10 protein-coding genes are annotated in these 15,492 nt (G+C 61.9%); 2 read left to right on the forward strand and 8 right to left on the reverse strand.

Annotated features, from left to right (window positions below):
• Positions 1-25: 25 nt before the first annotated feature.
• Entirely contained in the window at positions 26-382 is a 357-nt protein-coding gene (locus THIVI_RS23020) for a potassium channel family protein (protein WP_014779919.1), read from the reverse strand.
• Between the two features lie 203 nt (positions 383-585).
• On the opposite strand from THIVI_RS23020, the gene ilvA reads away from it, so the two are divergent.
• Entirely contained in the window at positions 586-2,160 is a 1,575-nt protein-coding gene (ilvA, locus tag THIVI_RS17810; protein ID WP_014779920.1) for a threonine ammonia-lyase, biosynthetic, read from the forward strand.
• Here the strand turns inward: ilvA and mutM are convergent.
• The 5 genes from mutM to THIVI_RS17835 form a co-directional block, all read right to left on the reverse strand.
• Positions 2,157-2,984 (reverse strand): bifunctional DNA-formamidopyrimidine glycosylase/DNA-(apurinic or apyrimidinic site) lyase, encoded by an 828-nt coding sequence (gene mutM, locus THIVI_RS17815; protein ID WP_014779921.1) that lies wholly within the window; start codon positions 2,982-2,984, stop codon positions 2,157-2,159. The genes ilvA and mutM overlap by 4 nt on opposite strands.
• 135 nt (positions 2,985-3,119) lie before the next feature.
• Entirely contained in the window at positions 3,120-4,526 is a 1,407-nt protein-coding gene (locus tag THIVI_RS17820) for a phenylacetate--CoA ligase family protein (protein ID WP_014779922.1), read from the reverse strand.
• A 344-nt stretch (positions 4,527-4,870) separates the two neighbouring features.
• Positions 4,871-6,091: a glycosyhydrolase gene (locus THIVI_RS17825; RefSeq protein ID WP_014779923.1), complete on the reverse strand. Its 1,221-nt coding sequence runs from the start codon at positions 6,089-6,091 to the stop codon at positions 4,871-4,873.
• 21 nt (positions 6,092-6,112) lie between these two features.
• Positions 6,113-7,288, reverse strand: a complete 1,176-nt coding sequence (locus THIVI_RS17830) for a TIGR03088 family PEP-CTERM/XrtA system glycosyltransferase (protein ID WP_014779924.1) — start codon at positions 7,286-7,288, stop codon at positions 6,113-6,115.
• Between the two features lie 124 nt (positions 7,289-7,412).
• Positions 7,413-9,245 carry an asparagine synthetase B family protein gene (locus THIVI_RS17835; protein ID WP_014779925.1) on the reverse strand — a complete coding sequence of 611 codons (1,833 nt, stop codon included), beginning with the start codon at positions 9,243-9,245 and terminating at the stop codon, positions 7,413-7,415.
• A 198-nt stretch (positions 9,246-9,443) separates the two neighbouring features.
• Here THIVI_RS17835 and THIVI_RS17840 point away from each other — a divergent pair, with 198 nt between their 5' ends.
• Complete coding sequence (locus tag THIVI_RS17840; RefSeq protein ID WP_014779926.1) at positions 9,444-10,367, forward strand: right-handed parallel beta-helix repeat-containing protein; 924 nt, start codon at positions 9,444-9,446, stop codon at positions 10,365-10,367.
• A gap of 7 nt (positions 10,368-10,374) precedes the next feature.
• Here the strand turns inward: THIVI_RS17840 and THIVI_RS17845 are convergent, their stop codons facing one another.
• Together THIVI_RS17845 and THIVI_RS17850 are read right to left on the reverse strand one after the other, a co-directional pair.
• A complete protein-coding gene (locus tag THIVI_RS17845; protein ID WP_014779927.1) occupies positions 10,375-12,717 on the reverse strand; it encodes a VanZ family protein in 2,343 nt (780 codons plus the stop codon).
• A 191-nt stretch (positions 12,718-12,908) separates the two neighbouring features.
• On the reverse strand, positions 12,909-15,491 hold the full coding sequence (locus THIVI_RS17850) for a DNA topoisomerase 3 (protein ID WP_014779928.1): 2,583 nt from the start codon (positions 15,489-15,491) through the stop codon (positions 12,909-12,911).
• Position 15,492 lies beyond the last annotated feature (1 nt).

The raw sequence follows: 15,492 nt of genomic DNA on the forward strand, positions 1-15,492 counted from the left end.
ACCGCTCCATCGCGGCGACGCGGCGTTATTCATGATCGGGTTGCCCAGGCCGAAATTCGCCACGACTGAGACGTATACCATGGATCGATGCCTGAACCGCCTTGCTGGCGACCGCGACATAGATCCCGGTCGTGACGACACCGACGAAGGCCATCGCGACGCTGACAATCTTGCCGAGACGGGTCACGGGCGTAATGTCCCCATAGCCCACGGTCAGCCCCGTAATGAACGTGAAATAGAAGGCATCCCCCATGGTCAGATCTTCCACCCAGGCCAGCGTGAGCGCCAATAGCATCAGGATCAACACCAGAAAACCAAAAATATATCTGACGAAATGCGATATCTCTTTCAAGTTGTGCATGAACAGCAGGAAATCACGCATGTCGATACCATTGTTGAATCAGAAAACCCTCGCGGCGGGGTAGGGGCGACCAGAACGCTCAACTGAGAATAGAATCATTTTAAAGTCGGCGATACTCGGATGGCCCGCGCCTCGTCCAACGAATGAACCTGACCCTTTACGCCCTGCAAGCGGATCGGATGCGGTAACATCGAACGCTTTCAAGCTGTTCCAGAGCCCCTCGCATGCCCGATTCCTATGTCGAGCGGATCCTTAAGGCGCGTGTCTACGATGTCGCGCTGGAAACCCCGCTGACCCGCGCGCCCCAACTCTCAACCCGACTCGGCAACGAGGTCTTCCTCAAGCGCGAGGATCTCCAACCGGTGTTTTCGTTCAAGCTGCGCGGGGCCTACAACAAGCTGATCCATCTGGATGCGGACGCGCGGGCAAGGGGCGTGATCGCCGCGAGCGCCGGCAATCACGCCCAGGGCGTCGCCCTTGGCGCCAAACGGCTCGGGATCGCGGCGCTCATCGTCATGCCGCGCACCACGCCGGCGATCAAGGTCCGCGCGGTGCGCGCGCACGGCGGCAAGGTGGTGCTGCACGGCGATTCCTATGACGATGCCTATGCCCATGCAATGGAACTGGTCGCGGAGAAGGGGCTCACCTTCATTCACCCCTTCGACGACCCGGACGTGATCGCCGGTCAGGGCACCATCGGCCTGGAGATCCTGCGCCAGCATCCCGAGCCGCCCCACGCCATCTTCGTTCCCGTCGGCGGCGGCGGCCTGATTGCCGGCATCGCGGCCTATGTCAAATGGCTGTATCCGGAGATCAGGATCATCGGCGTCGAGCCCGAGGAGGCCCCGACCCTGCATGCCGCGCTCGCCGCCGGCCGGCGCGTCACGCTGCCACGGGTGGGACTGTTCGCCGATGGCGTCGCGGTGCGGCTGATCGGCGCTGAGACCTTTCGGGTCGCGCGCGAACGGGTCGACGAGGTGGTGCTGGTCGGCACCGACGAGATCTGCGCCGCCATCAAGGACATCTTCGACGACACCCGTGGCATCGCCGAGCCCGCCGGAGCGCTGGCCATCGCTGGGCTGAAACGCTGGGTGGAAACCACCGGCATCCGCGACGCGCATCTGATCGCGATCGAGAGCGGCGCCAACATCAACTTCGACCGTCTGCGCCATGTCGCCGAGCGCGCCGAACTGGGCGAACACCGCGAGGCCCTGCTGGCGGTCGAGATCCCCGAGCGCCCAGGCAGCTTTCTGGCCTTCTGCCGAACGGTCGGCAAGCGTCAGATCACCGAGTTTAACTATCGCTACGCCGATACCCGCCGCGCCCAGGTGTTCGTCGGCGTCGAACTGAGCCGTGGCGACGAGGAGCGCGCCGAGCTGATCGCCCGGCTCGCCGAGAAGGATTTCAAGGTGCTCGACATGACCGACAACGAAACGGCCAAGCAGCATATCCGCTTCATGGTCGGCGGCCACGCCCCCGGCATCGCGCACGAGACCCTGATCCGCTTCGAGTTTCCCGAGCGTCCCGGCGCACTGCTCGATTTCCTGAGCGCGCTCGGGAAACGCTGGAACATCAGCCTGTTCCACTACCGCAATCACGGCGCCGCCTATGGCCGCGTGCTCATGGGCGCGCAGATTCCGCCCGCTGACCGGGAAGACTTCCGTCAATCGCTCGACGCGCTGGGCTACAGTTACTGGGACGAGACCGACAACCCGGCCTATCGGATCTTTGTCGGCGACAGCTCGCCGAACGCGTTTGATGCGCTTGCCAGCGCGCCGCTCGCTCGGGACGCGGTTTAATGTTGACAGCGCGGACAGAAAAAGCTCGACCGCTGTCCGATCCGTTTGACTCGCAAGGGTTCGCCGCAGATTCCACACGGCTCGCCCGCGTGTCCGTAAACCCGTAGCGATTGGGCGAAATAGCCGGGTTGCCCGTCCTCGTTGACGAAGTCCCGCAGCGTGGTTCCGCCCTGTTCGATGGACGCCCGCAGGACCGCGCGGATCGTCGCGGCCAGCCGCCGGTAGCGTTCCAGACCGACGCGGTGACAGTGGCGCGCGGGATGGATACCGGCCAGAAAAAGCGATTCGTTGGCGTAGATGTTGCCGACCCCGACCACCACCGCCGCATCCATGATGAAGCTCTTGATCGCGACCCGCCGCGTTCGGCTCAGTGCATGGAGATAGTCTCCGTCGAACGAGTCGCCCAGCGGCTCCGGTCCCAGATCGCGCAACAGCGGATGCTGGACTTGCGCAATCTCCGGCGACTCGGGCGTCCAGAGAAAGAGACCGAAGCGGCGCGGGTCATGAAAGCGCAGACAATGCCCGTCGTCGAGCGCCAGATCCACATGATCGTGCCGTTTCGGAGGACTGCCGGGGGCGACGATCCGCAGGCTGCCGGACATGCCCAGATGGACGATCAGCGCGCCGCGCTCGAGTCCGATCAGCAGATATTTGCTACGTCTCGCAAGCGCGCCGATGATCTGTCCGGCGACCAGTTCCGGAGTCTCGGGCGGAATCGGCAGACGCAGACGCGGATCGCGCACCAGCAGGCGCGCGATCCGGCGGCCCTCCAGGTGCGGACGGATGCCGCGTAGCGTGGTTTCGACTTCGGGAAGTTCGGGCATGGTATTCGACCGCGTCTGGCATGATCGGCGTTGTGTCCGCACGGAGATCTTGGCGTTTTGGTCTTCGGCGCCAAGCGCGGATGGCCGAAACGATGATCAAGGCCGATTTTGTAATGGGTTGGAACGTGCCGTGGTTTAACGAGCATCGGTGTTTTGCTGTTGTGAGTGGCCAACGAAAGTAACGACCGGCAGAGTGACGTGGCTGACGACGTACCGATGTTTGCCTGATGCCTCGGGCGGAATTTTATCTACGAGGTGGATGTCGACCGCAATCGAGTCACCCAGTCGGCGCTTGAACGCTTGGACGATTGCCAGCTTGTTTGTCTCTTGCCAGCGAGGATTCGGGACGATTTGAATCTCTATCAGGTCAAGCTGGTGCTGAACGATCTTGAACTCGGCGACGCCCTCGATGGCCCGCAGGATATAGATGACAGACAATGCGTGCATGACGGTTCCATCAGATTTCACCACGAAATCAGTGGAGCGCCCCACCACTTGGTCGATGACATGTAGTCCCCGTCCTTCCCGGCAGACTTCGTGGCTCAGGCTTAGGGTGTCACCGGTATGGTAGCGGATGAAGGGCTGGGCATCGGAGCATAGTCCGGTAATGACCGCTTCGCCGATTTCATTTGGGCCGACCGGATGTCCTTGGGGGTTGAGCACCTCAATGAAGATACTTTCGCTCATCGCCAGCATTTGTCCAGCTGGCGTTTCGTGTCCAATGAAGCCACTGTCTCGGCTGCCAAATTCATTAGCGACCGGTACGCTAAAAACTTCGCTGATGATGTCACGCTGATGTGGATAGAGCGGTTCGCCCGTGGTACAGACAACCTTCAGCGAACGCAGGTGTGGGATGCGCTGACGCTCCTTCGCATGAGCCGCGAGCAAGGCAACACTACTGGCATAACCGTAGAGGCAAACGGGATCGTAGCGTTCAAGGACGACCAGATAGGTGTCCATGTTGGCCTGGGACATGTCGAAGGCGTTGAGCACGACTTGGTTGAGTAGGTGATCACGGATGGTTTTGATCCGATCGGTTTTGTTCAACTCAACGGGCGATCCCCACAGATAGACCTCTCGTTGGCCGACATTCACGCCCCACCAGCGCCGGGCACGAATTCGACTTGCTGCATCCGCTGCCTGGCGCAGTCGGCCATAATAAAATCGCAGCGGCTGACCGCTGGAACCGCCGGTGTTATAGGCAAAGGCGCCGCCGGGCACGCCCGTCCAACGCATTTGCTCGCCATGGAGTTGCGCGTCGGCCTTGTCCATGGTCGGAATGCGTTCGAGATCCGCGCGGGTGAGTTCGCTGTTGGGCGTGATCGCCCCGAGCCCGGCCTCGGCGAGTCGCCGCGCGTGCCAGGGGCAATGGGCATTCGCGAGGCTCAACAGGGCGGCGAGCTTGCGCATCTGAAGCCGTTCGAGTTCCTCGCGCGACAGCCATTGGGAGCGTTCCAGCGCGGCGAGATAGGGGAAGGTCGGCCGCTTCAGCAGGCGTTCCTGCAATGGATAGACCAGATGTCGGGAGAGGAATGGATGCATGGCGCTCTATGTCAGTGTCGCGGTTTGGGGGCGATTGCTTTCCGGTACTTTTGCGCTCGAATTTTGCTCACGAAAAAACCGTTCTTTGCGTAGACAGACCATTCTGGTCCGCCGCCCCGTCGGGGTTGGAAGCCCTAACTCCGTAGAGTGGTTGCCGAAACTTAGGCGGTTTTTGGAAAAAACTCATACCTAGAATTGCATCCGTTCACGGCGACATTGAAGCCGCTCATGGTTCGAGGGCCTCACCACGAACGGCTGAACGCTCAAAGGCTTAGCATCTCCCATCCGTCCTTGTATCTTCGACCCTTCGACTCGCTCAGGCGTCAGGGCGAATGAAAAATCGGTCAAGTCTTTCCCGAAAATCGCCTTGCCACCTGGAACAGCCAGGCGGGGATGGCGAGACCCGTGATCCAGGCCAGCTTGCGCAGACGATCGATCGCGGCGGCACGGCCGATCCAGATGGACAGACGCAGACTCAAGCGTTGCTCGACCATGCTCGGGTCGCGCTGGGCGAGTCGCTCGGCAAGCTCGGCCGATGACAGGAAACGCATGTCTGGCCAACGCTCCCGCGCGCGACTCAGCAGCCGATCCAGTTCGGCAAGGCTGCGCTCGCGCTGCTCCTGCGTGCCGGTGAAGTTGACGCGATGCGTCTCGATCAGCGCCGGTCGGCCGAGCCGAACGTGCCGGGCGATCTCCGCAAGCGTCGGTTCGACCCTGTGTCCAAGGGCTGGTTCGAAATAGATGTCCCGGACCAGATAGATGGCCCCGCTTGCGCCGCGCTCCGCGTTGAGCATCGTCCTGTCGCAGCCGCCGGGCCGACCTTCGGCGTCTCGTAGGGTCAAGCGCCGTCCGGGGGTGACGATGACCTGGATGCCGTGCTCGACCCAGGCCTGCTCTACGTCGCGGTTCCAAACGAAGGTCGGCGGAACCGCGACAGTGGGGCGGACACCGAAACAGTCCTGAAAGCGGCTGACTTCCTCCGCGACGGCCGCGCGGATCGTCTCCACGGACAGTGGCTGCGAGGGCAAAACCGAGGTGTCGGTCCAGCGACTCTGGATGGGCGACGGCAGCGTTTCGGTTTCGACCCCATCCGAGGTGAGGATCCAGTCGCGTACCAGCTTATCGTCCGCCATCGCCTTCAGGAAGGTCGGCGGCCAGTAATGCGTCATGCCATGGAGTTGCAACGCCAGGACGCCAAGCTCCTGGCCCTGGATCAGCGCCTTGCGGATCGCATCGAAATCCGGGGCCAGTAAGGTTCTGGAGTCATGCCAGCGCAGTCCGTTGCGGCGAATCGCCTCGTTGTCCGGGATCGCGAGAATTGCCCCGATGGTCATGACGGCGGCACGCCCGGTGGCGTCCCGATGTCTGGCGAGGATGTCGACGATCCGACCGAGCGCGGCGGCGTGGGCGGGCGGACCTGGACCCCAGTCGTCGCTTTCGACGATCAGGACGGGGACGGCAAGCGCCGGCTCGCGCCACAGGCGCTGCAACGGGATGCGGTACGCAAGCAAGAGACCCGCCCAGATCGACGCGACGAGGATGACGAGGATGACGAGGATCAGCATCTCAGGAATGCCTGGTCATGGTTATGGTGACGGCGGAGACAGTAGCCGGTCATACACCGAGAGATAGCGCTTGACCATGGTGTCGAGGCTGAACTCCTGCTCGGCCCGCGTGCGTGCCCCGTTCCCTTGAGCGCGGATGAGTGACGGTTCGCGAAGATACTGACGCAGCGCCGCCGTCAACGCCTCGGCGCTGGAGGCGGCGATCAACTGGCCGGTTTCGCCCTCGACGACAAGATCCGGGTTACCGCCAACCCGCGTGGCCACCACCGGCAGTCCGCTGGCCATCGCCTCCAGAATGGTATTGCAGATCCCTTCGGCCAGCGATGGCAGAACGAAGAGATCCAAGGCGCGGAGCAGGTCGGGGATGTCGTCGCGGGCGCCGGGAAGCCAGGCGAGATCCATGGCCCCGGCCGTGACGATCCGTTCGCGGAGTTCCGGCAGCAACGGACCGTCGCCGATCATGACCAGACGCAAGCGCTCGCGGGCAGCGGGTTCCTGGTCTAGCAGGCTGAGAAAGCTGTCGACCAGAATGCCGGGGGCCTTGACTGGCTGCATGCGCATGACGGTGCCGATGACCAGCGTTCCGGGCGGGGCGAAACCGGGCGGGAGCGCCGTCGCTTGGTTGCGCGGGACCGGGTGGAAACGCTGGGTATCGACGCCGTTGCAAATGTGGTTGATGCGTGTTGCCGGGACGCCGATGCGCTTCGCCAGATAATCGCGCTGATGCTGGGAGAGGACGATGTACTGGCTGACGAAGGGGCGAAACAGTCGGCGCAACCAGCGGTTCTTGGCGCGCGAGCCGTCGAGATCGCCAATGTCCCAACCATGCTCGCCATGCACTCGACAGCGCACGCCGGCCAGCGCGGCGGTTGTCTGCATCTCCAGGGTCGCCATGTTCCGGGTGTGAACGATCGCGGGCCGGAGTTGACGCAGCAGCCGCCACAGGCGCCCATGGATGGCGAGATCGTTGCCTTCGCGCTTGTGCAGGGCATGCAGGGTGACATCGTCGCGCTGGATGCGCCGGCTGAAGTCGGTGTAATCCTTCATGCAGACGATGGCATGCCGGTAGCGTTCCGGCGGCATGCGATTGATCAGGTTCACCAATCCGTTTTCCAGCCCGCCGATATCCAGCCGGTGAATGATGTGGGCGATGAGCGGCGGGGCCGCGCTCGCATCGACGGTTGGCGGGGTTTGCATCGCGTGCCTCAAGCCTGGTCCATTTCGCATCCGAGTTTAAAGCCATTGGCGGCGGGATGGAAATGATTGAAATGCGCGCCTGGGAGCGCCGACAGGTTGTCGGCGCTCCTTGTCCGCCTTCGCATCAAGGTTGCTGGATGTCGTGCGTCTCCAGCCATTCCTCCAGCGTGAACATGACCCAAAGCATCTTGCCGAAATAACTGGCGTGCTCGGTCCGATGCTGGGACTGGATCCGGGCGATATAGTCCGGTTGCAGCCAGCCGCGGCGGGTGAAGTCCGAAAGCCGATCCCCGACCCGCTCGCGCAGCGGGGCATGGTCGCGCAGCCAGAGACCGAAGGGGAGACCGAAGCCGTGTTTTTCCTTGTTGATGATGGCGTCGGGCAGATACCCCTTGAGCGCGGTCTTGAAAAACCAGCGCAGATAATGCCCCTTGACCTTCCAGTCGGGCGGCACCTCGCCGGAAAACTCCACCATCGCGTCATCGAGCAGCGGATAGCGCGCCTCCACGCCCGCCGCCTCGACCATTCGGGTGACCTTGCGCAGATCGTTGTCCGCGAGGGTGAATTTGATGTCCAAGTGCAACATCCGGTTGATGAAATGCTGGCTGTCCGCGCGGTCGTAGGGGTCTTTCAAGAGACTCGCGGGGATGCCGGGGTCGATCCGGGCGAGGAACTCGGGTGCGAACATCTCCGCCAGCGGCTGACGATAGATGTAGTTATAGGTTTCCATGCGCTCGGGCAGCGGGATCCTGGCCTGACGCACGTAGCTTTGCAGCTTGCGCGTCGGCAGCAGTCGGTCCAGGCCGGGCAGGCCGACCGCCGGTTCGATCAGGCCATGACGCAGGAACGCGGGAATGGTCTGATAGTGCTCGAAGACTGTCTGTTTCGCGTACCGTTCGTTGCCGCCGAAAATCTCGTCCCCGCCGTCGCCGCCGAGCATGACGCCGTAGCCGTCGTCCTTGGCCAGTTTGGCGCAGAAATAGGCGGAGACGGCGGATTCGTTGGCGAAAGGTTCGTCGTATTCTCGCGCGATGAGCGGGATGGCGGTCAGGACATCATCGGGAGTCAGATAATATTCACGCGAATCCAGGCCGAAATGACGCGCGGCGAGCCGGGCGTATTCCATCTCGTCGAAGCCCTCGGCGGCGAATCCCATCGAATAGGTGCGCGCGGGCTTCCCCTGGACCTCGGTAAGCACGCCGGCGACAGTCGAACTGTCGATTCCCCCGGACAGGAAGGCGGCGACCTCGTCCGAACCTGTCGTCCGGGCCATGCTCTCGCGCAGCAACTGTTGTAAGCGGGCGGATTGTTGCTTGAAGTCGTGGTGGGGCTCGTCGCGGTAGCGCAGATGCCAGTAGAAACCGCGTTCGAGCGTTCCGCCCTTGGCATAGGCGTATTCTCCGGGCAACAGCTTGTCGATGCCCTGAAACACGGTGCCGGGAGCGGGGACGACGGTGAAGTAGAGATAATTGAAGATGCCCTGAGGGTCCAACGCGGCGGTCACGTCTGGATGGGCCGCGACCACATCCGCGCGGTTGGAGAACACGCAGCCATCTTGGCCGACGGCAAAGGCGAGGGTCTGGATACCGATGCGATCAATGGCGAGAAAGGTCGCTTGTTCGCGGGTGTCGACGATGGCGAGGGCGAAGGCGCCCTGGATGTGCTTCGGCAGATCCTTGCCGTGCGTGCGCCAGAGTTGGAGCAGGCGATGGGCGGGGTTCTCCTGGCCGCCAGAGTCCGCGGTCAAGCGTGGCCGGCCCACGATCACCGCGAGCAGACCGTCCTGTTCCGCCACGCTGGTGTTGACGCCGACCGCCGCGACTGTGCCGTGCGGATGCGTCCGAACGCTGGCGCGGGCTGGCGCGTCGCCGCGGACCGCGAGTAGTTTGCCGAGCGTGTCCCCGATGACCGGCTCGGGTTTGGGCGCCGGGGTGAACCAACCGCAAAAGTCGTGCATGGATTCGATCCTGGGGTGATTTGAACTGTTCTCGAAACCGCGCCAGCGACAACCTTTGTACGTTCAGGCGAGACCGAGTCGATACACCATCGACACGGATCCTGCCGGAGGCGGTTTAATCCACGTTAGACTAATGCCGGCTCCCCTCTTTGGCAAACGCGCTCATGACGAAGCGTGTCTATTTAGGGTACTTTACACATGCACGCGATGTATCCAGGCATTCTCGCGCTCCTTCTCTGCTCCGTTGGACAGGCGGACACGCTTCTGGTCGGCCCCGATCAGGAGATCACCCGCATCTCGGAGGCGGCGCGACGTGCGAAAGACGGCGATCTGGTTCTCGTCGCCGCTGGGATCTATCGTGGCGATGTCGCCGTTTGGCATCAAAAGGCATTGACGATCAAGAGTGTCGGCGGGACAGCGGTTCTGGTCGCCGACGGGCAGGACGCGGAAGGCAAGGCCATCTGGGTGATCCGCCATGGGCGCTTCGAGATCCAGGGTTTCGAGTTCACCGGTGCCCGCGTTCCGAGCGGAAACGGCGCGGGGATCCGCTTCGAGGGCGGGCAACTGACGCTGTCCGACTGTTCTTTTCACGACAACCAGATGGGGTTGTTGACCAGCAACGCGGAAGACGCCGAACTGCGGATCCGCGACAGTCGCTTCGCCGATGCCCCGCGGCAGGAGGGTTCGCTGCCTCATCTGCTCTATGTCGGTCGGATCGCGCGTTTCGAGTTAACCGGCAGCCGTTTCGAGAACGGGTATCGCGGGCATCTCGTCAAATCCCGCGCGCGCAGCACCGAACTTCGCTACAACTGGATCGTGGACGGCCCCGAGGGACAGGCCTCCTACGAGGTGGATCTACCCAACGGGGGCGAGGCGGTGCTGGTCGGCAATGTGATCGCGCAGAGCGCGCAATCGGAGAATCGAGCGTTGGTTGCCTATGGGGCAGAGGGTTTGGCATGGGCATCGAACCAGCTTTTCGTCGTCCATAATACGCTTGTGAATCAAGGGAAAGCGCCCGCGTCATTTGTGCGCTTGTGGCCGGAAAAACATGCGGCGGAGTATCGTCCGACGGTTCTAACAAGAAACAATCTGGTCCTGGGCGTTGGCCATCCGCTGGAATAAATATCCCTCACTTCCGATTGCCGACCGCCGTCACCCAACCCGTCTCGCTCCAATAGGGCCACTGGATTAGGGCGAGCGCCGCGACGATGAAGAGATGCGCCACGACATAGCGGAGCCAAACCGTGGCTTCGTCGGCGTAGTGATTGCGGTCCGTGCTGAGCAAGAACTGGAGAGCGGAAAAGTTTTGATCGTACTTATGAATTTCGCTGGCTAAGCCAAGCTGCAGGATGGCCAACGAAATGCCCAGCAGCATCGCGACAAAGAAAACGGACGCGCCGAATCGGTGCCTAAGTGTAGGCGACGCAAGCAATGCGGAAGAAAGGAAAAGCGCGAACAACCAACCGGTCAGCATCGCAAAAGAGAATGCGTGCGGGCGTGCCATGAGTTCTACCAGATTATCTGTCGCCGCTTGGTCCACGATCCCCCAATAGCTGATACAGAGCAGCAGCGCGGCACTCAGAATTTCCGATCCGATCGCTTGCCTTCCGATCAATACTTGAACTCCTTGTCTCGCCAGGAGGAAAACCGCGCCTGGGAATAACGCTAGTGCAATCCATCGTAAAGCCGTCTCCAACTCGTCGTGCCATTGCAGGACTGGGCTTCCGACCATGTCGAAGAGGCTCTCCTGAGGCACGGATGCTCGCAGCAAGAGGTAGATGACTGCCCCATACGCGACCATGCCAACCGGTAGGCGGTACCAACGCAGCCAACCCCTTGGGCTTAACCCGGAGAGCCATACGGGCCAAGCAGCGGTCCAATAGCAGCATATCGCAAGCAGCGCAGCGGTAATCCATGGATTCTCGCTCTGAAAAAGCTCGCGCAAGTTATAGGGAATGGACGACGTCGTTGCCGCGCTGCCAGCCACAATGGTGAGCGCTGCAACCACCATGGCGAAGTGTAAAGACTTGGAAATGGGTTTGGATGCCTCCCGACGAGGAACAAGCGATCGCTTCGTCCGTGCTCGAACGGGCGTGCTTTCCACGGCGGGGATCTCTGGCCGCAACAGCCGGCTTGCAGCAGCGTAACCGGCCATGCCGCCAAGGCACGCCAATAACCAGTCCGTGGTATCAGGGATTTTCTCTGGCAATAGCACTTGGCCCAACTCGACGATCAGCGGAAGCATGACGATGACCAGGGTAGCAGCCAGAAATACCGGGCGACTCCACCGACAGTCGACCTGCCGCGCACCCCATCCGATAAGCGCTCCAAGGGGCACAAAAAAAAGCGTCTTGTGAAGGACTTCGGTGATCGCCCGAAACTCGGTGCCAAAATAGTAAATCGTAAACGGTAATCTTTGAAGAAAGGTTATGCGTTCTCGAACGAGCGCCGGGTCAAGACTGAAATCGAACGGGTACCAGAAGACAAACAGCAGGATCAGGCTCCAGGTGATCGCGAACGCGAAAGGTCGCCATACCGCAGTGGGCGTTGTTGTCTGGCCGAGGCTGCGCTCGGAAGAGAAATGCGCTCCAAGCCACGCGCCGAGGGTTGCGCCGAGCATGGCGGTGAAGACATCGGTGATATCGCTGACCCTGGAATATACAAAAAGCTGAGCTAATTCAAGCCCCATCGCGATAGCGACAGTGATCCACCAGGCTTGCCAGGTATTTCGCCTTCCCGTGAATCGCCATACGAACGCTAAAGGCACCCAGGTTAGGACATCGACGCCCAAATCATAAACCAACTGTACGGGATCGGCTGGGAGCGAAGCAAAGGGCATCAGATTGACCTTGCCTTCCTGCCACTTATGAAATATCTCAACCGCGCTGATCGTCAGGTCCAATGGCAAAACGTTATAGCCAATCATGCCGAACAGATAGACGAACGCCAGTTTTTCCAGCATAGACGACGCCGTGCGGGCTTGTGTCCAAGCCGTCAGCCAATCGCGAAGGCCACTGCCATATCTCCAGGCGAGCGCAACGCCGACGATTCCGCCCAGGGTTTCGGCAAGGATGTCGTTCTGAGAAACGGTTCGCTGCGGGAAAAAGAGTTGAGTGAACTCAATGCTAAAGCTCAGGAGCGCCGCTGTGAGAATGGCGAACAGAGAAATGATCGCGCCTCTTCGTCCTCCTGGGCAAGCGAGTGCGACCAGCCATAAAAAGGTGAGCGGAATGAAGAGCAGGAGATTCGCAACCCAGTCTGCACGAGAGCCAATTCCCAGATTCAGGAATGGAACTTGTCGAAATCGCGCGATCGCTTCATGAAACGGCATCGGTTGGTATTCGAGCGGCACGAAGCTGCCGTACACAACGAACAGCGTATAGAGGAACGCAGCCAAGAGCAACGGCGCGCGGAGGCTCGCATTGCCAGCGCTATCGGAGACGTCGCTGAAACTTTCAGATACATTGGCCACAATTGCACGCCTCGTCTTCTGTGAGCCTTGACCATTGAGAATACAACGAGCTTTTTTGCTCGAATAAGCCGAACGGCAGATGGCACGATGAGATTCTCTCGACCAACCCTGCGCTCGGTCGATGCATGACCCCTGCCTTTGCCCTAGTCACTCATTGAGCAGGCCATTCAATACTCGATCAGCACCAATCATCATTGGCGTGACTCATTGTCGATCAACTCCAATTGTGTCCGCCAGTGTTTATCCAGTCGCAGTGTTCCCATGCGTCCACCCGTCTCGTCGACGTTGATATCCGCGATCAGTGCGACGTGCCCCTGCTCGATCAACGCGCGAATTTGTTCCTCGTCGAGCGTCAAATCGCCGATGGTCTTCCAGACCACGAAATCGCAGCCTTCGCGATAGCGGTTGCAGCCGTAGCCGCGGCGGCCCTCGATGATGTGGCCCTGACCGCACTTGGGACAGAAAGGCGGTTGCTCGCGAATGCCGGGCGACCGGGCGGGCGCGTCCGGCTCCCGGGCCGCGTCTGGATCGGGCGAGGGCGGATCGGATACGGCTTGAAGAACTTCGTTCGGCGGTTCGCTCCTCTCGACGTTGAAATCCATATTCACCTTGCCAGCCTCGTCGAGCCGTAGCGCGGCGCGAAAGGGTTTCCCCGCCTTGGATTGAAAGCCGTCGATGGGGTCGGTCTGGCCGCGTTCGATGAGTTGCCGCACCTGGACCTCGGTCAGCGTCAGGCCCGCGACCGTCTTCCAGATGGTGAAACCGCAGCCGTCCCGATAGCGGCTGCAACCGAAGGCTTTGGCGGTCTCGGTGATCTCGCCTTGTTTGCAGATCGGGCAGGCGCCGAATCCGGTGGACTTGATGCCGCTGACGCTATGGCCGGTCTTTCCCGCCTTGCCGCCTTTGCGCGTCGGTTCGCCCGCGCGGGCGACGGCAACCTGCTCCGGGCTCAAGGCCGGGCCTTGGGCGATCTGTGGGATCATCTCGCGCACGAAGGTGACGATGTCGCGATAAAACTCCGCCGCTGTTTGTTCGCCCTGTTCCACCTGTTTCAACCGCTGTTCCCAACCGGCCGTCAGTTCGGGGCTGCGCAGCGGCGCGGCGACCAGACCGGCTAGGGCCTGACCCTTGGCGGTCGCGCGAATCTGTTTGCGCTGGCGTTCCAGGTAACCGGTCCGGATGAGCTTTTCGATGGTCTCGGCGCGGGTGGCCGGGGTGCCGAGACCGGATGCCGCCATGGCCGAGGCGAGCGCGTCGTCCTCGATCGTGCGTCCGGCGTTTTTCATGGCGGCGAGCAGGCTTGAGTCGTCGTAGTGACGCGGCGGCTGGGTTTCCTTTTCGACGATCTCCAGGCGGTCGACATGGACGGTCTGGCCGGGTTCTAGAGGCGGCAGCGGACCCTCTGAATCGACCGCTTCGGGCGGGCGAGGGTCGGCTCCTGGCGCCTCGGGCGTTCTGGCGGGACGACGGCTCGGCTCGACCCGCTTCCAGCCCGGCTCCAGCACCACCGAACCTTGCGCCAGAAACAGCCCCTCGCCGATGGCAATCTCGACCCGCGTCTCTTCCACTCGCTGATCGGGCAGAAAGACGGCGACGAAGCGTGCGGCGACCAGATCGTAGACCTTGCGCAACGGGTCCGGCAGATTCGCGGGCGGCATCCGGTCGGTGGGCAGGATGGCGTGATGATCGGTCAGTTTGGTGCGGTCGACATAGGCTTTGCTCAAGCGATGCCCGGATTCCAGTCGCGCGAGCGCCTCGGGGGCGAGCGGATGATCTAGCGCGCGCAGAATGCCGGGCAATTGCGGCAGCATATCCTCCGAAATGTGCCGGCTTTCGGTACGCGGATAGCTGATGAGCTTGTGGGTCTCGTAGAGCGCCTGGGCCTGTTCGAGCACCTGCGCGGCGGTGAAACCGAAACGGCGGTTGGCGTCGCGTTGCAGATTGGTCAGGTCGTAGAGCGGAGGAGGGCGGTTGTGGCGAACCTTCTTGTCCACCGTGCGCACGGTGCCGGTCTCGTAGGGACTGAGTTCGCGATGCAGACGCTCCGCCGTCTCCTTGTTGTCGATGCGGGTCGCGCCGTCGAGCAGATAACGCGCGTCGAAGCCCTCCGCCAGATGCGCGACCAGTTCGTAGAAATACGCCTTGGTGAAGCTGGCGATGGCCTGATCGCGCGCGACGATCATGGCCAGGGTCGGGGTCTGGACCCGGCCTATGGTACAGAGCACCCGGTTGTGCACGGTGTAGGCGCGGGTCAGATTCATGCCGACCAGCCAGTCGGCCTGGGCGCGGGCACGCGCGGCCTCGGCCAGGGGATCGAAGGCTTGACCCGGCTTGAGCGCGCGGAAACCCTCCCGAATCGCCTCGTCGGTCAGGCTGGAGACCCAGAGTCGGTCAAACGGCTTTTTGCAGCGGGCCTGTTCGTAGATCAGCCGGAAGATGTGTTCGCCCTCGCGTCCGGCGTCGGTCGCGCAGACCAGACGCTCGGTGTCGGGGGCGGCGAGCAGTGCCTTGATCAGCTTGAATTGCGGGGCGGTGCGCGGGTCGAGCTTGAGTTTCCAGCGCTCCGGAATCATCGGGAGTTGGTCTGCCGACCAGCGTTTGGCCCAGTCCTCGCCATACTCGTCCGGCTCGGCGAAATGGACCAGATGACCCAGCGCCCAGGTGACGCGATAACCGTTACCTTCCAGAAAGCCCTCGCCCCGGCGCGTGGCGCCGAGTACGCGCGCGATGTCGCGGGCAACGCTGGGTTTTTCGGCGAGGACGACAGTGGTCATC

It is taken from the genome of Thiocystis violascens DSM 198, from assembly GCF_000227745.2.
Taxonomy (GTDB): domain Bacteria; phylum Pseudomonadota; class Gammaproteobacteria; order Chromatiales; family Chromatiaceae; genus Chromatium; species Chromatium violascens.